This is a genomic window from Chryseobacterium sp. 2P (assembly GCF_059579425.1).
Window position 1 is genome coordinate 283,599 of record NZ_CM184194.1, and the last position, 22,167, is coordinate 305,765.

General features: G+C 35.4%; 25 protein-coding genes. 4 read left to right on the plus strand and 21 right to left on the minus strand.

Features of this window, described 5'->3' with window-relative positions:
* The 9 genes from AC52CF_RS01305 to pdxA all read right to left on the minus strand — a co-directional run bounded on the left by AC52CF_RS01305 (nt 1) and on the right by pdxA (nt 8,271).
* On the minus strand, nt 1-966 hold the full coding sequence (locus AC52CF_RS01305) for a glycosyltransferase family 2 protein (RefSeq protein WP_214587421.1): 966 nt from the start codon (nt 964-966) through the stop codon (nt 1-3).
* Nucleotides 967-977: 11 nt separating this feature from the next.
* On the minus strand, nt 978-1,970 hold the full coding sequence (locus AC52CF_RS01310; RefSeq protein ID WP_214587420.1) for a WaaS/CpsH family glycosyltransferase: 993 nt from the start codon (nt 1,968-1,970) through the stop codon (nt 978-980).
* Between the two features lie 3 nt (nt 1,971-1,973).
* Complete coding sequence (locus AC52CF_RS01315; protein ID WP_290265621.1) at nt 1,974-2,771, minus strand: DUF5672 family protein; 798 nt, start codon at nt 2,769-2,771, stop codon at nt 1,974-1,976.
* A gap of 7 nt (nt 2,772-2,778) precedes the next feature.
* Nucleotides 2,779-4,020, minus strand: a complete 1,242-nt coding sequence (gene rocD, locus AC52CF_RS01320; protein WP_214587418.1) for an ornithine--oxo-acid transaminase — start codon at nt 4,018-4,020, stop codon at nt 2,779-2,781.
* A 225-nt stretch (nt 4,021-4,245) separates the two neighbouring features.
* Entirely contained in the window at nt 4,246-5,601 is a 1,356-nt protein-coding gene (gene accC, locus AC52CF_RS01325; RefSeq protein ID WP_214587417.1) for an acetyl-CoA carboxylase biotin carboxylase subunit, read from the minus strand.
* Nucleotides 5,602-5,694: 93 nt separating this feature from the next.
* On the minus strand, nt 5,695-6,180 hold the full coding sequence (gene accB, locus AC52CF_RS01330; protein WP_116098646.1) for an acetyl-CoA carboxylase biotin carboxyl carrier protein: 486 nt from the start codon (nt 6,178-6,180) through the stop codon (nt 5,695-5,697).
* A gap of 127 nt (nt 6,181-6,307) precedes the next feature.
* Complete coding sequence (rpmF, locus tag AC52CF_RS01335; RefSeq protein WP_076390581.1) at nt 6,308-6,511, minus strand: 50S ribosomal protein L32; 204 nt, start codon at nt 6,509-6,511, stop codon at nt 6,308-6,310.
* Nucleotides 6,512-6,570: 59 nt separating this feature from the next.
* Nucleotides 6,571-7,095 carry a YceD family protein gene (locus AC52CF_RS01340; protein ID WP_214587416.1) on the minus strand — a complete coding sequence of 175 codons (525 nt, stop codon included), beginning with the start codon at nt 7,093-7,095 and terminating at the stop codon, nt 6,571-6,573.
* Between the two features lie 84 nt (nt 7,096-7,179).
* Nucleotides 7,180-8,271 (minus strand): 4-hydroxythreonine-4-phosphate dehydrogenase PdxA, encoded by a 1,092-nt coding sequence (pdxA, locus tag AC52CF_RS01345; protein ID WP_214587415.1) that lies wholly within the window; start codon nt 8,269-8,271, stop codon nt 7,180-7,182.
* 49 nt (nt 8,272-8,320) lie between these two features.
* On the opposite strand from pdxA, the gene AC52CF_RS01350 reads away from it, so the two are divergent.
* Genes AC52CF_RS01350 through AC52CF_RS01360 form a run of 3 tightly spaced genes read left to right on the plus strand, consistent with a single transcriptional unit; the run spans nt 8,321 to nt 11,058 of the window.
* Nucleotides 8,321-8,905: a riboflavin synthase gene (locus tag AC52CF_RS01350; protein ID WP_214587414.1), complete on the plus strand. Its 585-nt coding sequence runs from the start codon at nt 8,321-8,323 to the stop codon at nt 8,903-8,905.
* A 3-nt stretch (nt 8,906-8,908) separates the two neighbouring features.
* The gene (locus AC52CF_RS01355; protein WP_214587413.1) at nt 8,909-10,363 is read left to right on the plus strand and encodes a sensor histidine kinase; all 1,455 of its coding nucleotides are present in this window, start codon (nt 8,909-8,911) and stop codon (nt 10,361-10,363) included.
* Entirely contained in the window at nt 10,363-11,058 is a 696-nt protein-coding gene (locus AC52CF_RS01360) for a tRNA1(Val) (adenine(37)-N6)-methyltransferase (RefSeq protein WP_214587412.1), read from the plus strand. Before AC52CF_RS01355 ends, AC52CF_RS01360 begins: the two co-directional genes overlap by 1 nt.
* Nucleotides 11,059-11,193: 135 nt before the next feature.
* On the opposite strand, the gene AC52CF_RS01365 is transcribed toward AC52CF_RS01360, so the two are convergent.
* Together AC52CF_RS01365 and rpmH are read right to left on the minus strand one after the other, a co-directional pair.
* Complete coding sequence (locus AC52CF_RS01365; RefSeq protein WP_214587411.1) at nt 11,194-11,904, minus strand: cell division ATP-binding protein FtsE; 711 nt, start codon at nt 11,902-11,904, stop codon at nt 11,194-11,196.
* Nucleotides 11,905-12,057: 153 nt separating this feature from the next.
* Nucleotides 12,058-12,216: a 50S ribosomal protein L34 gene (rpmH, locus tag AC52CF_RS01370; RefSeq protein WP_007843334.1), complete on the minus strand. Its 159-nt coding sequence runs from the start codon at nt 12,214-12,216 to the stop codon at nt 12,058-12,060.
* A 236-nt stretch (nt 12,217-12,452) separates the two neighbouring features.
* Here rpmH and AC52CF_RS01375 point away from each other — a divergent pair, with 236 nt between their 5' ends.
* Nucleotides 12,453-13,460 (plus strand): DHH family phosphoesterase, encoded by a 1,008-nt coding sequence (locus AC52CF_RS01375; RefSeq protein ID WP_214591148.1) that lies wholly within the window; start codon nt 12,453-12,455, stop codon nt 13,458-13,460.
* A gap of 287 nt (nt 13,461-13,747) precedes the next feature.
* Here AC52CF_RS01375 and AC52CF_RS01380 read toward each other — a convergent pair whose 3' ends face one another.
* The 10 genes from AC52CF_RS01380 to AC52CF_RS01425 all read right to left on the minus strand — a co-directional run bounded on the left by AC52CF_RS01380 (nt 13,748) and on the right by AC52CF_RS01425 (nt 22,107).
* On the minus strand, nt 13,748-14,542 hold the full coding sequence (locus AC52CF_RS01380) for a patatin-like phospholipase family protein (protein ID WP_235131730.1): 795 nt from the start codon (nt 14,540-14,542) through the stop codon (nt 13,748-13,750).
* A 1-nt stretch (nt 14,543) separates the two neighbouring features.
* Nucleotides 14,544-15,326, minus strand: a complete 783-nt coding sequence (locus tag AC52CF_RS01385) for an alpha/beta fold hydrolase (RefSeq protein ID WP_214587410.1) — start codon at nt 15,324-15,326, stop codon at nt 14,544-14,546.
* 10 nt (nt 15,327-15,336) lie between these two features.
* On the minus strand, nt 15,337-15,846 hold the full coding sequence (locus AC52CF_RS01390; protein ID WP_214587409.1) for a hypothetical protein: 510 nt from the start codon (nt 15,844-15,846) through the stop codon (nt 15,337-15,339).
* 75 nt (nt 15,847-15,921) lie between these two features.
* Nucleotides 15,922-16,431: a toxin-antitoxin system YwqK family antitoxin gene (locus tag AC52CF_RS01395; protein ID WP_214587408.1), complete on the minus strand. Its 510-nt coding sequence runs from the start codon at nt 16,429-16,431 to the stop codon at nt 15,922-15,924.
* A gap of 54 nt (nt 16,432-16,485) precedes the next feature.
* Nucleotides 16,486-17,013, minus strand: a complete 528-nt coding sequence (locus tag AC52CF_RS01400; protein WP_256038889.1) for a biopolymer transporter ExbD — start codon at nt 17,011-17,013, stop codon at nt 16,486-16,488.
* Nucleotides 17,014-17,371: 358 nt separating this feature from the next.
* Nucleotides 17,372-19,447: a protein-disulfide reductase DsbD family protein gene (locus AC52CF_RS01405; protein ID WP_496517747.1), complete on the minus strand. Its 2,076-nt coding sequence runs from the start codon at nt 19,445-19,447 to the stop codon at nt 17,372-17,374.
* Between the two features lie 51 nt (nt 19,448-19,498).
* Nucleotides 19,499-20,551 carry an ATP-grasp domain-containing protein gene (locus AC52CF_RS01410; RefSeq protein WP_214587405.1) on the minus strand — a complete coding sequence of 351 codons (1,053 nt, stop codon included), beginning with the start codon at nt 20,549-20,551 and terminating at the stop codon, nt 19,499-19,501.
* On the minus strand, nt 20,526-21,236 hold the full coding sequence (locus AC52CF_RS01415) for an NRDE family protein (protein ID WP_214587404.1): 711 nt from the start codon (nt 21,234-21,236) through the stop codon (nt 20,526-20,528). Before AC52CF_RS01415 ends, AC52CF_RS01410 begins: the two co-directional genes overlap by 26 nt.
* Nucleotides 21,237-21,746: a DinB family protein gene (locus AC52CF_RS01420; protein WP_214587403.1), complete on the minus strand. Its 510-nt coding sequence runs from the start codon at nt 21,744-21,746 to the stop codon at nt 21,237-21,239.
* The gene (locus tag AC52CF_RS01425; RefSeq protein ID WP_059136181.1) at nt 21,739-22,107 is read right to left on the minus strand and encodes a DoxX family protein; all 369 of its coding nucleotides are present in this window, start codon (nt 22,105-22,107) and stop codon (nt 21,739-21,741) included. The genes AC52CF_RS01420 and AC52CF_RS01425 overlap by 8 nt, the downstream gene beginning before the upstream one ends.
* Between the last annotated feature and the right edge of the window lie 60 nt (nt 22,108-22,167).

A 22,167-nucleotide genomic window follows, 5' to 3' on the forward strand; every position in this document is an offset into this window, starting at 1 on the left:
TTAGTTGATTTTTCTTTTTTGAGTTAAAGAATCAAGAGAATTCAAAATTGAGTAACTGATGGGATAATCCTTTCTAAATTCTTCTTTATAGCGTGTGTACTCTAATTCAATTTTTTTGGTGTTTTCTTCAAAAATTTCTTTTAAAAATGTTGGTTGTTTGGAAAGATATAAATTTTTTACATGAGCTTCTGCCAATCTTTTTAAAATTTTTTTGTAAGCTGAAAAAGATTTTTTTCCAATTAATACTTCATAAGGCTTTAGTAGCATTTTCTTTTTTTTCTCGGACTTTTCTATGAAAACATTTCCAACTTGTTGATTGACATGTATTCTGTAATAAAAAAGTTTTTCATGTAAGATTACAAAAGAGTTTTCATATGCAGCACAAGTTGCTAACCACTCATCATGATGATAATTTTCTATGACAGGAAAAGGTACACATCTTTGAAAAAACTCTCTTTTTAAAGCCATTGTTGCACCAGTCGCAATATTAGAAATTTTTGTTATAATGTCAAAATAACTTATTAGAATGTTATGCTCCTGTAAAAAATAAGGAATATCCCATAAAGAATAGGCGTCAATCTTTTTTCCATATTCATCAATCCCAAAACCATTAGAAGCAATGACTTCTATTTCAGGATGAGTTTCAAAATAGTTCAGATATTTTTCGACTTTATTCTCAACCCAGATATCGTCCTGATCGCTAAGAAAGATAATTTCATGGGTGCACAAAGAAATTGCTTTTTCAAAGTTTTTTACACTTCTTAAATTTTTTTCGTTGATATGAATTTGAAATAGTTCGGGATATTTTTCTTTGTAAGAATTTAGTATTTCTACTGTAGCATCAGCCGATCCGTCATCGCATACGATGATTTCATCGACAGGATGAGTCTGATTCAGAATAGAATCAATTTGTTGTTGTAAAAATTTTTCACCGTTATAGGTACAAACCGCTACAGAAGTTTTCAAATAAATCTTTTTTAATTACTATTCAGAATATGCTTTATCCACTCAGTGAAAGAATATTTTTCTCTTATTTCACTGGGAAGTTCCACGAAATCCTGTTTTAAAAAATGTTCTGCCTCATGAATGTTTTCATTCGAGAATACAAAGATATTATTAGGATTATAAAAATCATAATTTTTCACCAAAGGATTGTTGGTAATCAGTTTTTTCTGATAACCGACCGCTTCAAAAACCCTGAATGAAACTCCGTTGTGCATGGAATTCTGAAAATCTAATATCACGTTGGATTGCTGCGTGTTCAGGATACTGTCTTTAAAATCCATCCCTGATTTTGTGAAATGGACAGGAAAGTCACTATACTTTTTATAATACTTTGATTTGCTGCATATGATATTAATGCTGCTTTTAAGACCAATCTTTTTAAAAATTAAAGATAGCTGCAGTAATTCATTAATACGGTCTTTCATAAAAGTTCCTACAAAAAAGATATCCTGTTTAATTTCTTTTTTCGGATGCAGGTAATCGAAGTAAAAATTATTAATAGGTTGTACATTAGGATACTTTTTTACATCGTTACTGTCAAAAACAAAAAAACGATTAAAATAAGGAATCATATTTTCAGCCAACGGAAATCGCTTCATTCCATCCCATTGATAACCAACGGTATGATTGCTTTTAGATTTGATTTTTTGAAGCACATTTTCACTGAAAAGATCAGGTCTTACTACCAAAGCATAATCTGCAGATTCAATTCCGTCAAGAAAAGTAATTTGTGGACTTTCTTTTTCCAGTGCGGTGATTATGGCTTTATGAGTTTTATTCTTACTAAACGTTTTTTTATAAAGATGAATAAGAGAATCTTTGGTTTTAAGTTTGATCTTGGAATTATCGTGCTTCACCAGATAGACTGTAAAGCCCAAAAACTCAAGATTTTCTTTAAAAACCTGAGGAAGTCCGAAATGATCCGGAACTGCTAATATGATGCTTTTATCATTGAAGTTATTCATGCTTTATATAGAATATCCTGCTTTAGAGAAGTAAGGTTTCCAGAATTCTCGTTCTTTATTCCATCGGTGGCAGCCAAAAGGAAGCCTGCCGTTATTGATCTTCAGTGCTTTCTGCTGCTTGTTTTCAATAGAAAATCCACACGCTTCTTTATAGTCTGGTTTAGAAAAATTAATTCCATTTCTTTCCGGCTCTATGCTGAAAAATACATCTTCAGCATAAAATTCACATGAATTTTCTTCCCTCAGATATACTTCTTTAGCTTCAGAAAGCTTTTGTAAAGTTTCGATAAATTTTTCTCTCTTTCTTAAAGATAATCCACCGTTTCCTACCTTATTGTACAACAGAGATTTATCTTTCTGCCATTTTGAGTTGCCTTTAAAATTGATGAAAGCTTTTAATTTTGCCAAACCTCTGTCCGAAATAAGCTTAAGCAATGGTATCTTCTCAGAACTTCTGATCCAGGGAGCACCGATATAATCAAAGTCTTTCCTGCACCAATCCAGAAGCTCGTCTTTAAACACGAAACAGTCAGTCTGGTAAATCAGTAAATATTTTTCCGAAAAGCTGTTGTAGAAATCTACACTCAGCATAAGACGGTTGTAGCCATGGATGTTTTTAAAATAAACATCGTCAAACGCCAAAAATCTGGAAGTGAACATTTCATAATTGCTCACATCCAAACTTTTGGGATGAATAAAGGTAATTTTGTGATTTTTTAAAACATGAAATGCCTGATTTATCGAAATCAGATCGTCTGCATCAGGTGTTTTTTTGTATATCGGAATAATAATTTCTACCAAAATAGGTCTATTCTAAAATAGTTTTTTCAATAATTTTCACACAATCCAGCAATTGCTCTTCTGTGATCACCAAAGGCGGTGCCAAACGGATGATATTTCCGTGAGTTGGTTTTGCAAGAAGTCCGTTTTCTTTTAGCTTCAGACAAAGATTCCATGCCGTGGAACTTTCCGGAGTATCGTTAATTAAAATGGCATTCAGCAACCCTTTTCCTCTAATCTTTGTAATGAGGTCTGTTTTTTCAATAATCTTTTCAACTTCGGAACGGAATAATTTTCCCAGTTCTTCCGCTCTTTCAGAAAGCTTTTCTTCTTCAACAACATCTAAAGCGGCAACAGCAACTGCACAAGCAATTGGGTTTCCTCCAAACGTAGAGCCGTGCTGTCCCGGTTTAATCACATTCATGATCTCATTATCTGCTAAAACTGCTGAAACAGGATACATTCCGCCGGAAAGAGCTTTTCCTAAAATTAAAATATCAGGTTGTACATCTTCGTGATGACATGCGATTAACCTCCCTGTTCTTGCAATTCCTGTCTGAACTTCATCGGCAATAAAAAGAACATTATGCTTTTTACACAATTCAGAAGCATTCTTTAAAAATCCGTCATTCGGAACATATACTCCTGCTTCACCCTGAATAGGCTCTACCAAAAATGCAGCAATATTTCCTGCTTCTCTGTTCAAAACTTCTTCTAAAGCTTCAAGGTCGTTGTAAGGAATTTTAATAAATCCTGGAGTAAACGGGCCGTAATTCTGGTTCGCATCAGGATCATTAGAGAACGAAACAATCGTTGTGGTTCTTCCATGAAAATTATTTTCACAAACTACAATTTTTGCAGCATTTTCAGAAATCCCTTTTACTTCATAACTCCATTTTCTGGCTAATTTTACCGCCGTTTCCACTGCTTCAGCACCGGAATTCATCGGTAAAACTTTATCAAAACCAAATAGGGTAGTAATCTTTTTTTCGTATTCCCCCAATTTCGAATTGTAAAAAGCTCTTGACGTTAAAGCCAGTTTCTGAGCCTGCTCAACTAAAGCTCCTACAATTTTCGGATGAGAATGACCTTGGTTCACAGCAGAATAGGCAGAAAGGAAATCGTAGTATTTCTTTCCTTCCACATCCCAGACAAAAACACCTTCTCCCTTATCTAAAACAACCGGAAGAGGGTGGTAGTTATGGGCTCCGTGTCGGTCTTCAAGATCAATGAAATATTGTGAGTCTTTTACTGTTTCTACTGTTGACATAAATTTAGGTTTTGTACAAATTTAAACATTATAATTGATATGAATAAACAGAAATCTTCTACTGAAAAATTTCGTGGGAAAAGTACATTTTAATGACAGAACAGATTGTTTTGGAAATTATTATTCCAATCACTTGTCAATTACAGTTTAAATATCTTTTCGTTTTGATTTTAATAAAAAACCGCCCCAAAAATGAGGCGGTTCAAATATTTTAAATAATCAATCTTAGTGATTATCATATTTTCTGTCCATCACAAAATCCTCCATGAATTTTGTAGTATAGTTTCCTGAAAGGTAATCCTCATTATCCATCAGTTGTCTGTGGAAAGGAATTGTTGTTTTTACACCCTCAATATAAAATTCCTCCAGTGCTCTTCTCATTTTTGCAATAGCTTCTTCACGCGTCTGAGCCGTTGTGATTAGTTTTGCAATCATAGAATCATAGTTAGAAGGAATTGTATATCCTGAATAAACGTGCGTATCCACTCTTACTCCGTGTCCTCCAGGAATATTTAATCCTGTGATTTTCCCCGGAGAAGGTCTGAAATCCATGTAAGGATCTTCCGCATTAATTCTGCACTCAATTGAGTGTAATTTCGGATAATAATTGATTCCTGAAATCGGAGTTCCTGCAGCCAGAAGAATCTGTTCTCTGATCAGGTCATAATCGATAACCTGTTCAGTGATAGGGTGCTCTACCTGAATTCTTGTATTCATTTCCATGAAATAGAAATTTCTGTGCTTGTCTACAAGGAATTCTATAGTTCCTACACCTTCATATCCAATGAATTCTGCAGCTTTTACAGCAGCTTCTCCCATTTTTTCACGAAGTTCGTCCGTCATGAAAGGAGAAGGAGTTTCTTCCGTAAGTTTCTGATTTCTTCTCTGAACCGAACAGTCTCTTTCAGAAAGGTGACAAGCTTTACCAAACTGGTCTCCCGCAACCTGAATTTCGATATGTCTTGGCTCTTCGATCAGTTTTTCCATGTACATTCCTCCGTTTCCGAATGCCGCTACAGCTTCCTGAATCGCAGATTCCCAGTGGTCTTTAAGGTCTTCCGCTTTCCAAACGGCTCTCATCCCTTTTCCGCCACCACCTGCAGTTGCTTTGATCATCACCGGATAACCAATTTCCTCAGCAGTTTTAGCAGCGATTTCATAAGACTCGATCAAACCGTCAGAACCCGGTACGCAAGGTACCCCTGCAGCTTTCATGGTTGCCTTAGCGTTTGCTTTGTCTCCCATTTTTTCAATTTGTTCAGGAGTCGCACCGATGAATTTAATACCGTTCTTTTGACAGATTCTGGAGAAGTTAGCGTTTTCAGATAAGAAACCGTAACCTGGGTGAATTGCGTCTGCATTGGTAATTTCCGCAGCAGCAATAATGTTAGGGATTTTAAGATAGGAATCTTTGCTCATTGCAGGACCAATACAAACCGCTTCATCAGCAAATCTTACGTGAAGACTGTCTTTATCTGCAGTAGAATATACCGCAACGGTCTTGATTCCCATTTCTTTACAAGTACGTAAAATACGCATTGCAATTTCGCCACGATTGGCTATTAATATTTTTTTGAACATCTCTCCGAAATTTTAAATTATAAATTTTGAATTTTAAATTATTTTAAATGAAAAGGATTCATCTAAAATTTATAATCTGTAATCTAAAATTCCTTAAGATGGATCTACTAAGAATAAAGGTTGGTCGTATTCTACAGGAGTTGCATCGTCTACTAAAATTTTAACGATTTTTCCGCTTACCTCAGATTCGATCTGGTTGAATAACTTCATTGCCTCGATAACGCAAACAACTTTTCCGTTAGAAACCTCATCACCAACATTTACGAACACGTCTTTGTCCGGAGATGGCTTTCTGTAGAAAGTTCCGATCATTGGAGACTTAATGGTCACGTATTTGCTGTCATCAGATGCAGCTTCTGTACTTGCAGCAGGTGCAGCAGCAGGAGTTGCAGCAGGTGCAGGAGCAGCCGCTACTTGTTGAGGAGCTGTGTGGTAAACCGCAGGTTGAGCATAAGCAACTTCGCTTCCAGCCAATGGAGTTTTAATAGTGATTTCGAAATCTTTAGTTTTGTATTTTACTTCAGAAACTTCTGCCTTAGATACAAACTTGATAAGATTTTGGATGTCTTTAATGTCCATAAAATTGATATTTGATTTTGTTCCAAAGATACCAAAAAAACATAAAAAACAACAAAAAACCGCCAAATTTTATCAAAATTGGGCGGTTTTTGTATTAAAATGAGTGTTTTTCGAGGAAAAGCGACTCTTAGTTTTCTTCAGTAGATGCTACTTCTTTTTCCAATACTACTTTACCTCTGTAGTAAAGTTTTCCTTCATGCCAGTGAGCTCTGTGGTATAGGTGAAGCTCTCCTGTTGTTGCATCTTTAGCTAATTGAGGAACTACAGCTTTGTAGTGAGTTCTTCTCTTATCTCTTCTTGTAGACGACTGTCTTCTCTTTGGATGTGCCATTTTGTAATAACTTTTTTAATTGATGAGCGATGAGATTCATCATCTCATCATTAAACTATTTAATTTTTATTCTTCAAATTTTTCAGTGCGTCCCATCTCGGATCGCTTTCATGTTCTTCCTCTTCCTGACTTTCTTTTGGACTGAACTTTTCCAGAATGGCAAGATCATCATCACTTACATTCGGAGAAATCTTTTTCATCGGAATAGAAAGGGCTACGTTTTCGTAAATCAGTTGTGCGATGTTAAATGCATGATCTGAAGTCGGAATGGTGATTACGTCTTCTTCACTGTCATCATACTCTTCGCCAAACTTTACCAAAACTTTGATCTGGTTTTCGATAGGATGATCGAAATTTTCATTCGAAATATCACAAACCAGTTCTACTGTTCCCTTTACCTTGATCTCAAATTCTAAAAAAGTAGAATGCTTGTCTAATAAAACATCCACTGTAATTTTAGGATCTGTAAATTCCTGTTCAGTGTCAAATAATTGAAAGAACTCTTTATCTATCTCAAACCTGAACTCGTGCTTGCCGGTTTTTAACCCGGAAAAGCTTACGTCATAGTTTCTTAACTTGTCCATAAAATGAGTGTGCAAAAATATGCAATTTTTTTATAATAACAAATAAAATTTCTAACAAATTAATTTAAAATCTTTATTAAAGATTTATCCTTCAGTTTCATCCGGTAGATCTTCATCTATTCCGTTGTCTACTGCTATTTTTCTTGGCTGCAGACGATTGCCCATCAGTTCATTGTATTCCGTTCTGTTTCTGAAAATTTTAATGGCAGTGAAAATAGCTTCCGTAAAACTTTGTGCATCAGCAACATTTTTTCCTGCAATATCATAAGCTGTTCCATGATCCGGAGAGGTTCTGATGAACGGGAGTCCTGCGGTATAATTTACCCCTTCTTCATAAGCCAGAGTTTTAAACGGAGCTAGTCCTTGATCATGATACATCGCTAGTACAGCATCGAAACTTTTATATTTTCCGGGCTGGAAAAAACTGTCTGCCGGAAAAGGCCCGAAAGCAAGAATTCCGTTGTCTGAAAGTTCCTTAATTGCCGGAGCAATAACTTCAATTTCTTCTTTTCCGATCACTCCGCCGTCTCCAGCGTGAGGATTTAAGCCCAGAACGGCAATTTTAGGTCTGGTAATATTAAAATCTTCAATTAAAGTCTGGTTTAAAACTCTGATCTGTTTTTTAATTTTTTCCTTGGAAATATTCTCCGCAACCTGTGCAATCGGAATATGATGCGTTGAAACTGCCACCTTCAGATCTTCCGTTACCAGAAACATCAATCCTTTTTTATTGAATTTCTCTTCAAAATATCCTGTGTGACCAGCGTGTTTAAAGCCCATTTTCACCATTTCATCTTTATTGATGGGTGCTGTAACCAAAACATCGATTTCCCCTTTCAGTAAAGCTTCGGTAGCCGCTTCCAGAGAATCGATCGCCATTTTGGTAGATTCTTCCGTAGGTGTTCCCAGTTCTACCATCGAATTTTCCTTCACCAGATTTACCATATTCAGTTTTCCTGCATGTGCCTGTGAAGCTTCGTTGATGTAGTTAAAATTTAAATTTAACTTAAAAATATTTTTCTGATAGGTAAATAATTTTCCCGAACCAAAAATTACAGGAGTGAAAAAATCCGTAATGGTTTTGTCTGAAAGAGATTTCATGATGATTTCGGGACCGATGCCGTTGAAATCTCCGATTGAAATTCCTACTCGTACTTTATGGTTTTTTGGGCTCATTTTGATTATCTTTGAACATTATAATTTTACAAATTTAGCAAAAAATAATATGTTCACAGGAATTATTGAAGCAGTTGGAGTAATTGAGAAGATCGAAGAAAACGGAAGCAATATAGATTTTACCTTAACATGCCCGTTTACCAACGAATTGAAAATAGACCAGAGTCTTGCACACAACGGATGTTGTCTTACGGTTGTGAAAATCGATGGAGACCGATATGTTGTAACCGCCATCAATGAAACTTTAGAAAAAACAAATCTTGGAAAATGGCAGGAAGGAACCGTAGTGAACCTTGAACGCTGCATGAAAATGGACGGAAGACTGGACGGGCATATTGTTCAGGGACACGTAGATAAAACCGGAGAAGTGGTGAATATTGAGAATAAAGACGGAAGTTATTTTATCACGATGAAGTATGAAGATAATGGTAGTTTTGTAACTGTTCCGCAGGGCTCAATTACAGTAAACGGAATAAGTTTAACCGTGGCAAAAAGTGAAGATAAGGAGTTTTCTGTAGCGATCATTCCGTATACATGGGAATTCACAAATATGAAATATTTAAAAATTGGAGATAAAGTTAATCTGGAATTTGATATAATTGGTAAGTATATTGCTAGGTTAATTAAAAAATAGCGGATGTCAATTAATGTGTATAAAGGATATAGCTTAAGGAACCGGGTTTTTTTCGGTTTCCTGTTGGTTTGCCTTTTAAGTGTTGTCGCTTCTTCGCTGGTGCCTTACTTTGTTTTGAAAGAAAATTATGAGAAACAGAGTGAGATTGATATGCAGAACAAGACAGGTACTGTAATGAGTTATCTGGATTATGAACTGAGCAGAGTACGTGTAAAAACCGATGATCTGAAGAAAGTTCTGGGAACTAAAATTTATGAGATTGGTGATATTAATCATCATGATATCTATATATATGATCTCAAAGGAAATTATATTTTGTCTAATCGGGAAGGTAACCATATTGAACAAAAAATGGTTCCTATTAACATCATCAACAAGATTTTAGCCACAAAAGCACGAGTTGATACCAAAGGTTATGATGCTAAAAAAGATGCAGTACTCACTTCCTCGTATTTATTGTTGAAAAATAATGATTTAGAACCTATAGGTATAGTTTACATTCCGCTTTATCATGATGAAGCGGCTTATTTTGATGTCTTAAACGTTTATGTAAAGTATATTGTTCTTGTAGATGTTTTATTGATTTTGTTCAGTGTGTGGTTTAGTTGGGTGATGTCTAACAGTTTAGCAAAAAATATTACGAAATTCTCGGATATGATTACCCGCATTACATTGTTTGAAAATGAAATGCGTCCGATCCGTTACTATAAAAACGATGAACTGAATGCTTTGGCAAGAGCATATAACAGAATGATTCTCCAGATTCAGGATCAGAAAGAGAGGCTTCGTTTTAAAGCTTCGGAAGAAGCATGGAGAGAAATGGCAAAACAGGTTGCGCATGAGGTGAAAAATCCTTTAACTCCAATGAAATTGACCATTCAGAATTTTGAAAGAAAATTTGATCCCGAGGATCCGAATATCAGAGAAAGAGTAAAACAGATGAGCAAAACCATGGTCGATCAGATCGATTTGATTGCAACCGTAGCTTCTGCATTCTCGGAATTTGCCAAACTTCCTGAAAAAAACAATGAAATCATCAATCTGAACACTGAGGTGGAAGATATTCTCCGTGTTTTTAATGATGATAGTATTTTCATGCATTCCAATAAAAGCAATATCATGATTAATATGGACAGAATCTATTTGTCCAGAATCATTACCAATCTTGTAACGAATGCAAGACAGGCGGAAAGTGAAGAGCGAAAATTAATCATCAATGTAGATCTGGAACAACATCAAAGGCGTGTAATGATCTCTGTTCAGGACAACGGAATCGGAATTCCGGAAAATATTTACGAAAGGATTTTTGAGCCGAATTTCACCTCAAAAAACAGCGGAATGGGACTTGGTCTTTCCATGGTAAGAAAAATGGTGGAAGATTATAAAGGAGAAATTACCGTAAAATCCGAAGTCGGAAAAGGATCGACATTTACCATCACATTACCGACTAATTTATAGTGAAACCTTTTACATTCAGACAATTTGAAATTCAGCAGTCTAAAAATGTCTTTCGCGTAGGAACAGACGGCGTTTTGCTGGGGGCTTTAGCGGATGTTGAGAATGCTTCCAAAGTGTTGGAAGTCGGAACAGGAACCGGATTAATTTCGATGATGTTAGCGCAAAGAAATAAAGATACCAGATTTTTAGGAATTGAAATCAATGAAGAAGCGGCGCATCTCACCAAGCTTAATTTTGAAAATTCACCTTTTGCTTTAAGATTAGAAAATATTCATCAGGATTTTAAATATTTTGAATCCGAAGAAAAATTTGATCTCATTGTTTCCAATCCGCCGTATTTTGAAGTTTCCGACTCAGAAAAGGATAAAATCGCAAGGCAGACCGTTGAATTGAATTTCCGACAGCTCATTTCAAAATCGTCTTCTTTGCTAACGGAAAAAGGAATATTTTCAGTCGTTATTCCTGTTGAAGCCGGAAACGCTTTTATTCAGATTGCGAATGAAAATCAGCTTTTTTTAATTAAAAAAATCAACATTAAAGGCATTGAGAACTCAAAAACAAAAAGACTGATTCTTGAATTTTCTTTAAACGAGCAATCGTTCGAAGAACTCGAATTTACTATAGAAAAAAGTCCGAGACAATACTCGGACCAATATCTTGAACTCACTAAAGAGTTTCATGTTTTTAGAAAATAAAACCTATTTTTAACCATTAAGCCGTTTGTTAAGGAGTTAAGAATATTAAGTAATCCTTATTTTGAAATCAATAATTTAAATTTAATCGATTTTTTAAATAAGCTTAACTTCTTAAATGTCCTTAATGGTTAAATTTTACTCAAATAACTCTGCTGTATCAAGTACGGAAACTTTTCCGTCTTCACATCTTATGGCTTCACCCGGAAAATTCTGGATCATATGATAATCGTGTGTTGCCATAACAACAGCCGCTCCGTTTTCAAGCGCAACCTGCTTCAGTAAAGTCATGATTTCATTGGACGTTTCCGGGTCAAGGTTTCCTGTAGGCTCATCCGCAAGAATAAGATCCGGATGATTCAGAAGCGCTCTTGCGATGGCAATACGCTGTTGTTCCCCTCCTGAAAGTTCGTGCGGCATTTTGTGCTTCTTGCTTTTCATATTTACGCTGCCAAGAACTTCGTTAATTCGGTCTTCCATTTTTGTCTTATCGCTCCATCCTGTTGCTTCCAGTACGAATTTCAGGTTTTTTTCAACCGTTCTGTCAGAAAGCAATTGGAAATCCTGAAAAACAATTCCTAATTTTCTTCTCAGGTTCGGAACATCGGAAGCTCTCAGTTTGGCAAGATCGAAACCTACCACTGCGCCGTGTCCGGAAGCTAAAGGAATATGCCCGTACAAAGTTTTCAGCAGGGAACTTTTTCCGGAACCTGTTTTTCCGATAAGGTAGCAGAATCTTCCTTTTTTGATGTTCAGATTCACATCAGAAAGAACCGTGAAGTTTTTTTGGGCAATCTTCGCGTGCTGTAAGCTGATGATATTGTCTCCGGCGATATTTGTATGTGGCATAATTCAGTTTTAAAGTACTTTTTCTTAAAATTTTTTCAGATTTTAAAAATAGGAAAAAGAAGAATAAATAATCTAAATTTTGGGAAAATTTAACAACAAAAAATGCCTGAAAAACTACTTTTCAAGCATGATTTGTATATGATAATAAAAAGATTATCTCTTAGCGCGTGAAGCACTTACAGTTAAACTCTTTCTGCCTTTAGCTCTTCTCGCAGCCAAAACTCTTCTTCCATTTGGCGTAGACATTCTTTCTCTGAAACCGTGTTTGTTTCTTCTTTTTCTTTCTGATGGCTGGAATGTTCTTTTACTCATTACTATATGTTTAAATCGTAATTATCTATTAATTTTCAGGTTGCAAAGATATGGAATTTTTTAAAAGTTGCAAACTTTACAAATCTTTTTTTTTAAAAATTACACTGTTTTTTCATGCATTCTTTGCAAATGCCGACGGGATGCCTACTTTCCCGATATTATAAAATAATGCACAATGATTTGTTTAAAAGCTCTATCTTTGGAAACTCAAATTTAAAGAAAAAATAAACATCATGATGTTTACACCAGCAGAACTTTTAGAAATCAACAAGTTACTTACTCCGGAGCATAAAATTGTAATTCTTACCCATTATAATCCGGATGGCGATGCTATTGGTTCCAGCCTTGGTTTAAAACATTATCTGAAAGCAAAAGGAATTCATGCAGAGGTTATCGTTCCGAACGATTTTCCTAAGTTTCTGAAATGGATGCCGGAAGCAAAAAAAGTGCTGATTGCAGACTACAAAAGAAAAGTAGCTTCTGATCTTATTTATGAAGCAGATGTTATTTTCTGTCTGGATTTCAATGCACCTTCCAGAATCGGGATTTTGGGAGACTGGCTTACGAATTCCAGAGCAAAAAAGATTCTTATCGACCATCATCAGCAGCCTGAGAAATTTGATTTTGTTTATTCCGATACCGTAATTCCTGCGACCTGTCAGATGGTTTATCATTTCATAGAAGCGATGAATGATGAAAATCTGGTGAATAACGATATTGCAGAATGTCTTTATACCGGAATTATGACGGATACAGGAGGTTTCAGATTCCGTTCTACCAGTGCAACCACACACAGGATTATTGCCAATCTCATCGAACACGGAGCAGATCCCGCTATGATTACCTCCAATACATGGGATACGAATACTGTTTCCCGTCTTCATTTATTAGCCCTGATTTTAGGAAGAATAGAAGTGGTAAAAGACGGAAAAGTAGCTGTTCTTTATTTAACAAGGGAAGAACTGAAGGAATATGGCTTCCAGAAAGGCGATACGGAAGGTTTTGTTAATTACGGACTGAGTATTTTAGGTGTGAAAATGGCAGCATTCTTTATGGAAGATCTGTATGAAGATTTTATTAAAATTTCTTTCAGAAGTAAGGATGATATGGATGTGAATCAATTCTCAAGAAAATATTTCAATGGAGGAGGTCACATCAATGCAGCCGGAGGAAAATCTTACGAATCTTTGCAGGGAACTATTGAAACATTTAAAGTGAAAATAGAAGGAGAGGAGAGTTTGTAAGTTTGATTTAGGTTTAGGCTGAGATTGAGGTTAAGTTTAAGGTTTAGGCTGAGAAAGCTGCATATATTTTTTATTCAGAAAGAAATAAAGTCGGGTAAAGAATCTGGATTTTATTGATTTTAAATTCCTGAAAAATAATCAACGCACAATTTAAATCTTCTTCTGAAGAGATGGATTCTTCGCTCCTGAACTACGTTTTTGCAGACATTCATTCTGTTCGCAATAAAACTCATTCACATTCTAAAAACTCTCAACGCTATAACTCTAAGACTCTAAAACCCTCAACTCTAACCTCTCGAATATCCTTTTTCCTCAAGTTCTTTACAAGTGTATTCATAAACTTCCTGAAACATAATATCTAAAAATTTTTTGTTGAAAAGACTGAATTTCGTCATTTTCGGAGGATCAAGAAAAATATCACAGGTCTTAGCTTTGGAATACACGGATTTTGCGATCGCCAAGTGTAAAATCCGGTCAAATTCTTTCATTAAGCTCATTCTTTCAAGACTGTCATAACTGATAGAATTAACGTGCGAAGCAATCAGAAAATCGCATTTGTCTACAATGGGTTCAATCGGAAGATTGTCTAAAACACCACCGTCTACATAAATTTTTTCGCCAATTTTCACCGGAGGCAAAACAAAAGGAACGCTCGAAGAAGCTAATAACGGGATGAAAAGTTTACCTTCCGAGAAAAAATCTACAATTCCGTGCGTCATTTCAGTGGCGGCAACATACAGAGGAATTTTTAAAATGTTAAAATCATCTTCCGGAAAATGATCGGTGAAGAGTTTCAGAATAAATTTCGAGCTGAAAATTCCGTTTTTGGAAAGTTTAAGATAAGACCTCGAAAAAAAAGTTGTCTGTTTTACGATTTCCATCATTTCATCCGGAGATTTCCCGAAAGAATAAAACGCTCCTACAATTGATCCTGCACTGGTTCCTGAAATAATGTCCGGTTTCAGATCATACTCTTCCAAAGCCTTTAAAACCGCAATGTGAGCAATTCCGCGCATTCCTCCGCCTGAAAGAGTCAGACCGATGACGGGTTTCTTTTTTTTGAAAGAGAAAAAATCCAGCATATTAAAAGACCAAATGTTTCGGCATATTGTGAAGAAGCTCCGTATTGATGATCTCTGCACAGATTTTTGGCTTTTCCCAATGTCCGTTGTGTCCGCAATCAAGAATGTAGGATTTAATGTTGGTGCGGTCGGGAAGATGTTTAATCATGGTTTCGGTTTTCACTGCATTATCGTGCTTTCCGGCAAGAACCAAAATTTTTGCCTCAAGATTTTCCATAATATGCTTTTTGTCCGTTCGTTCCACCATTCCTTTTACGGAAGCCAATGCTCCGAGATTATTCGTAGAAAGGGCAACTTCCAGAGCGGTTTCTATTTTTCCTTCCAGAATGTCTTTCTCGTTCGGATTGAACAGATTCGGAACTCCCGCTCTTGCGTAATGTGCGAAAGCATCTTTAATGATGCGGTAACTTTTGATGCGTTGTTCTTTCTTCTCAGCATCATCAGGAAAATACGTGGAGAAAAATAAAGTTAAACTTTTCAGGTATTCAGGATATTTTTCTGCGAAAGCCAGAGAAATGTAACCTCCCATCGAATGTCCGAGTAAGTGAATTTTGGTTATATTTTCATGATCCAAAACTTTTTTTACCTCTTCCGCCATCAGTTCCATCGTCTGAACTTCCGCAATGATTTCAGATTGTCCATGACCGGGAAGATCTATTTTTAACAATGAAAAATTGTCGGAAAGATGAGGCTCCATATCGCTCCAGATAGAAAGATTTTCCATAAAGCCGTGAAGCAGAACCAAAGTTTCTTTTCCGTTTCCTTTTCTCTCGAAGTTCAACATATTTCAGTAATTAAAAGTGGATGTCAATATATTCAACAAATCCCGAACCATTTACCATATCCTGAAGTCGGTATGTTTTTCCGCCGTCCTTTGACATGAAAGTTTTTGTTCCTTTTCTGGTATAAGGTTTTCCGTTGTCGTTTGCCGAAATACTTTCTGTAATTTCTCCTGTAAAATTCATGTGTTTGTCTGAAACAACTGCCATAAATCCTTTTATTTCTACGGTGTTTTTTCCGGAGCTGATATTTCCTGAAACGTCGTAATGGTCTCTTTCGCCATCAATTTTTTTGAAATTTACAGAACCTGAATTTTTAATTGAATTATGGGTGAATTTATGAGATCCGCTGAAATCTTTAAAATGATTTTTGGATTTTATGCTGTCGTTGATTTTTGTTCTCGCCGCGTTAATGGAATCGATGATTTTTATACTATCAGTCTTATCGGAAGTAGAAGTTGCTTCTTTTTTGGAGCATGAAACAGCAAAAGCGGCTAAAACAACTGCGGTTAAAAAGTTTTTCATTAATGAATAAATTATACTCAAAAGTAAATAAAAAATACAAGACTAAGTTTAAAATCGATTCAGTGTATTGACTAATTAAAGCATTTTTCCATTTTCATCAAAAGAAGTCCATTTACCTGTCTTTTTATCGTCTTTGTATTGACCTTTTGTTTTTATTTTTCCATTCTTATAATATTCACAATATTCTCCATTTTTCTTTTCAAGCATATCTTCATCATTAAAAATAAAACTAATGGAATATTTCTTTTTAATCAGGCTCGTATTGTTTTCATAAAATTCATGTACTGTCAATTTGTTTTGATTTTTTAAAGGATATTCTCTGCGGATGATTTTATTATTAAGATCCCGAATGTCGCGGTACACTAATCTGTTATGGAAATAATAATTAAATATTTTATAAGATTCTTCATTTTCGTACCATCCCCAACCATTAAACTCTTTATTGTTCTGTGTGTTTATAACTTTATAAAGATCATTGTGTTTATTAAAGTGTAAAGAAAGATTATGATGCTCTATAGTATCTTTTATTTGAGCATTTAAAAATAAGGTAGAGCAGAGAATTATGAATATTGCTTTTTTAATCATTTTTAAAAGAAATTTATAAATAAAAAAGAGCATTTTAAAAATGCCCTTCTTATTTTATCTGATTAATTCTTCGTAAACTTTCTTTTCCCAAGGTTTAATGTCGGTAACTCCGTATCGTTCTTTCTTCGAAATGGCAATGTTATCCAGAACATCTACAAAGTTTTTATAGTTTGCGTCGTCTGTAGGTTCAACGATAATGGTGAATTTTCCCTTGTTTGGAGCGTTATTGTAGGCTTCAGAAATAATTTTAGTGATATTAATTCCGCTAAAATTTGTTTCTTTTAGATTGTTTTTATTTAATTCTTCCTTATAACTTTGATGATAGAAAACTCGATTATCTTTTCCTAAAATAAAGGTGATTTGATTTTTCTGGTCAATTACAACATCACTAATTGTTGGTGGATGTGGATCCTTCGCAGGCAGTCCTAAATCCATCACATTAGGTTTTGTAAAATTCGTGGTAAACATGAAAAAGGTGATGAGTAAAAATCCTAAATCTACCATTGGAGTCATGTCAACTCGGATCAGTTTTTTTCTTTGTTTGCTTCCTCCCTGCTTCTCTTGTGCAATAACTTCAGCCATAATTAATAGTTTTTAAAATATTAAACAATTTTCAATAAAGGGTGTTGTATCTCTATTTTTATTTTTGAATCAATGCAAAGTTTATACCTAAAATTTAAAAATGGTATTAATTTGACATTTTTACTGTGTGTTTTTATTTAAATCTTTTAAAATCAATATATTAAAAAAATAACGGTTTCTAAAGCCTAAGAATTTATTAAGCAAAGTTTCTGCTATCATTTGCTGAACGAAGTGCCTTTGCGAACAGAAAATATTTTCAACATATATCAATAAACTTTGCGTATATAGCGTTTAAAATCAATTCATAAAAAAAGCCTTACCAAAAAATTGATAAGGCTTTGTGTATTTTAAATTAAAATTATTTATTTTTCTTGTAGTAATTTACCCCACATTCAAGGAATTTTTTGAATTTTTCTTTCTCCATATATCCTGAAACCGGCATGTTGATTACTTTTCCGTCCGGCGTTAATAAAACATAATGCGGCTGGGAATTATTATTGAAATTCACCTGCTGGAAAAGACTCCATCGGTCACCGATTGTTTTTACTTTTTTCACCTGTCCGTCACCAAGATCAATTTTTGTTTTCTGATCTTCAGGAAGCTCTTCTTTATCATCCACATAAAGAGAAGCCAGAACAACGTCGTTTTGAAGAATTGGTAAAATATCCGGTTCGCTCCACACAAATTCTTCCATTTTTCGGCAGTTTTCACATCCGTACCCCGTGAAGTCAATTAAGATCGGCTTGCCTTCTTTTTTCGCTAATTCAATAGCGGTAAAGAAATCGTGTTCAGGATGCATTCCCAGAATTCCGTCTTTTTCGTCATGGAAATAACTTACATTTAACGGAGGTAAAATTCCGCTTAACAGTTGCAGTTTTGGTCTGTCAGAAGGAATTAATCCCTGAACCAGATATACCACAAAACCAATTCCTAAAATCCCTAAAATTTTTCTGGTAACAGAAATTTTCGGTTTCTTGTCGTCATGCGGAAATTTGATTAATCCGAATAAATAAATGGCTAAACCAATGGCTACGACAATCCAGATTCCGATAAAAATCTCTCTTTTAATGAAGAATGTTTTAGAAACCAAATCTGCTTTGGATAAGAATTTTAAAGCAAGAGCCAGTTCCACGAATCCTAAGACAACTTTCACCGTATTCATCCAGCCTCCTGATTTCGGAAGACTTTGCAGCGCCTGCGGAAATAAGGCCAGCAAACCGAAAACAATCGCCCAAGCCAATCCGAATCCTGCCAAAGCAAAAGTAAGCAGCATCGGAACATTCGCCGAACCTGTAATCGCACTTCCCAATAAACTTCCCAAAATAGGACCTGTACACGAGAAAGAAACGATAACCAGCGTTAAAGCCATGAAGAAAATTCCGATAATTCCTCCCGCTTCTTCCGCTTTTGAAGATTTATTGGCAATAGAACTTGGCAAAGTAATATCATAGTAGCCGAAGAAACTTCCCGCGAAGAAAATGAATATGATGAAGAACGCAATATTCAGCCATACATTGGTTGAAATTTCGTTGAAGATATTTCCTGCAATTCCATCAATTAAATGGAAAGGAACGCTCAGTAAAACAAAGATTAAAAGAATGAAAAATCCATAGATTAAAGCATCTCTTTTTCCTTTTGCCGGATTTTTATTTCCTTTGGTAAAAAACGAAACCGTTAAAGGAATCATCGGGAAAACGCACGGTGTTAACAAGGCAATTAAACCTCCGATAAATCCTAACAGCAGATAAGTCCAGTAGTTTTCGCTGATTTTTGATGATCCTGTTCCGCAGTCCGTTAATGGTTTCTGGAAATTAATGGATTCTATTTTTAAATTTTTAGGATCAAGTTTTTGGGTTTCCGCACTTGGAACAGCAGGTTGAACAACATTGCCCAACGTATCCACAACTGGCTGCAAAGAATCTTTTGCCGTTGTTTTTTCATCGGTTTTTACTTCCTCAGTCGCACCTTTTGGCGTAACCTGTTTGTTGAATTCTAATGTGTTCGGAGCAAGACAGACTCTGTCGTCACAAGTCTGATACGTAATTTCAGCAACAACATCTCCCGGTTTTGTTCCGTCTTTCAGCTTAAATTTCTGTTTGAAACCTGCGGTATTGGAATAGAAAATGATTTTTCCGCCGAAAGCCTCAGAAAATTCTTCATGCTTTTTACCCACTTCGGTAAATTTCCCGATCAGTTCTATGTTTTTCCCTGAAACTTTATAATCAGTAGGAATTCCCGTATCTTCAGGAATATCTTTGGAGTAAATATGCCAACCGCTTTCCATGGTAGCATTAAGGACGGCTTCATATTGATTGTCGCCTAGTTCGTTGATGGTAAATTTAAATTTTACAGGATTTTTGATTTGTCCCGAAACTGCAAGGGTAATAAAAAAGAAAAGCAGCAACGGGATTTTATAAATCGAAGAGAATTTCATATTGTAATTTTATGTAAATACTTTACTACAAAAGTAACTGTTTTTTGCAGATTAATCAACCGAAGAAATCTTCCTCAGCCTTTTTTCTATGGCAAGATTGTTTTTCAGCGCAGAAAATCCCTCTTTTACATCCAGATAAGGAAATCCGGTTTCGTGGTTTTTTCTGCTGATTTCTGCCATGATGTTCCAGTGTTTTGCAATTTCTTTCCATGCAAAAAATAAGGAGTGTTTCGGATCGTACATATGCGTTGGTTCGCTTTTAGCACCGTTTATTTCGATGATTTTTAAATTCTTTCCCTCTTTTAGAAGTTCCAAATTTTCAAACATCACATCCAGTCTTCCGAAATAAAAGCCATTCACTTTGGTACAGATTTCATCTATTTTTTGTTCTAATTTTTCGGTAACTTCACTTGAAATATCAATAAATTTCGCGCCTCTCGTATGGCTTCCGAACGGGATCAGAATTATTTCTTCGTTTTCAGGAACTGTTTTCTGCATTTCGCTTCCCATTTTCTGTTCTATGGCTTTGATCTGGAACGCACTTCTGGGATTTTCCATCACCAGTTCTCTCAACGTTTTTCTGCCGTTTCCTTTTACGGAAAGAAATTCTTTTTTCACCATTCCTGTAATCTTTCCTTTTTTTTCGTCCGGAAAACGGTGGTAAAAAATCCCGACTTCATGCTGATAATTTATTTTTTCCTGAATTAAAAAATCACAGGCATTATTTTTTTGATAATCTTCCAGTTCGTTTAAATTTTCAACCTGAACAACGCCCAAACCTTTCAATCCGATATTGGGTTTTACAATAACGGGGAAATTGATGGTTTGTGATTTTAATTCAGATAAAATTTCGTTAAATGAAATTTCTGAAGACACAAAAACCGTTTTCGGGATCCAGTTTTCGGGAATCAGATCGTAGATTTCTTTTTTGCTTTCCATTGCCATTCCTCCGTATCTTATAGAAGGATTTGCACCGTGGAAGAACAACAGTGTTCTTGCTTTATATGCACAGTATAGCCAAACCGGAAAAAGCGGCAGGTAAATGGAAAAAGTAGACCAGTATTCCCAATGTGCAATTTTATGAAGGCGATGTTTGAGTTTCATTTTTGAGGGAAATTTTTTCGGGTTTAGAATCTGGGTTCAGTCGGTCGTAATGTTTCAGTGTCGTTTCATCGGAAATAACGAGCTGTGTCGTACTGATGGTTTGTATCGTATTTTGTCTTTTGATGGTAATTCCGTTTTCCAGATCATCGGTTTTCTGATGATGGAAATCTAAAATATCTTCTTCGGAAATCGGCTCGATTTGCAGAAATTCTTTGAAAATTTCCCTTCTTTTTTCCTGTGCTTTTGCATCGTACAAAGTTGCGGAAGACCAGATGCACGGAAGATGAACGTCTAATGTTTTAAAATGTTTTTCGGTTCCGTTCCAGCGAAATTCCGCCAATTGTTTTTCCTGAAAAATCACCAACGTAAAAGGTTCAATGTTTTCTAAATCAATAAATTGTAAAACGTTGAAAATGTTTTCTTCATTCATTAAATCCAAAACAATCAGTCCACGGCTTTTCCGGTAATTTGTTTTTACCGGATGATTTTCAAAAGCACCGTTTAATAAAATGAGGACATTTCCGTTTTCTGAAACCGCAAACCAAGTTCCGTTTTTGGTGGCATCTTTCGGATAAAAGATACCTTTTTCACGATGAATTTCCTGTGCAGAACGATTGGGTTTCTCGTCCCTGTTGGAAGTCAGAACAATTTTATTTTTAAGCGGAAAATACGTTACAGTACACATTTAGTTTAAATTTTGGGTTTCTCTGTATTGAATTGTTGAAGGGGCAATTCCAAAATTTTTGTTGAGAAGATGGCTCATTTTAATTTCGTTAAAAGCTACTTTTATCAAAGCCTGATGATGAATGCAATGCTCAATATTGTACAAAAGTTCCCGAAAGAAATTGGTCGGAATTTCTAAAGAAATAGTTCCCACGGTTTGATGCATTGTCAAATTTTTGTTGGGCAAATTAATGCTGAAAAGTATTTCGGAAATAATTTCTATTGCCTTTTCAGGATTCTTTTCCAGTTCCGGATTTCTCTGTCTTTCGTCATAATTAATCTGATTCGTGTGGTAAGAATTCCGTAAAATTTCCAGAAACTCAATAATATGTCTTGTGTGACCGCCAATGGTAGAACCGTCCAGAGAAGGAATACTCTGAGTGTACATTTTTGCCGAAACTTTTCTCAGTAAATTCTGTTGTTCGGTAAGGATCTCGTGTAAGATCGCATAAACCGATTGGTCTTTATTCATACTTTCCTTTTTTAAATTTAATTAAAAGAATCACACAGAAAACAAAAACGGTAAGCGCAAGGTAAAACAATTTTCCGCCATCGTTATTGGTATCGATTCCCAGAATGAAAATGTGTGAGGCAATTGCTCCAATCATCGTTACCAGTCCCAGAACGGCACCCCAAAAAGTGGTTTTAGGGTTCAGAATTAAAACTGCTGTGATGAGTTCCAATACTCCTGAAAAAATCCTTCCGAAAGGTTCTGCGTGAAGTTGGGAAAAAATGGCGACAGAATCCGGATGAGCCGTAAATTTGAAGAATAAAGTCTGCAGTAAAATTAGGGCGGGAATTAATCGTAATGCCCAATTGATATAGTTTTTCATATGTATATTTTATTGTTTTTAAAGGTCATATGTTATCGCTACATCTTCATCGGTGTTTGC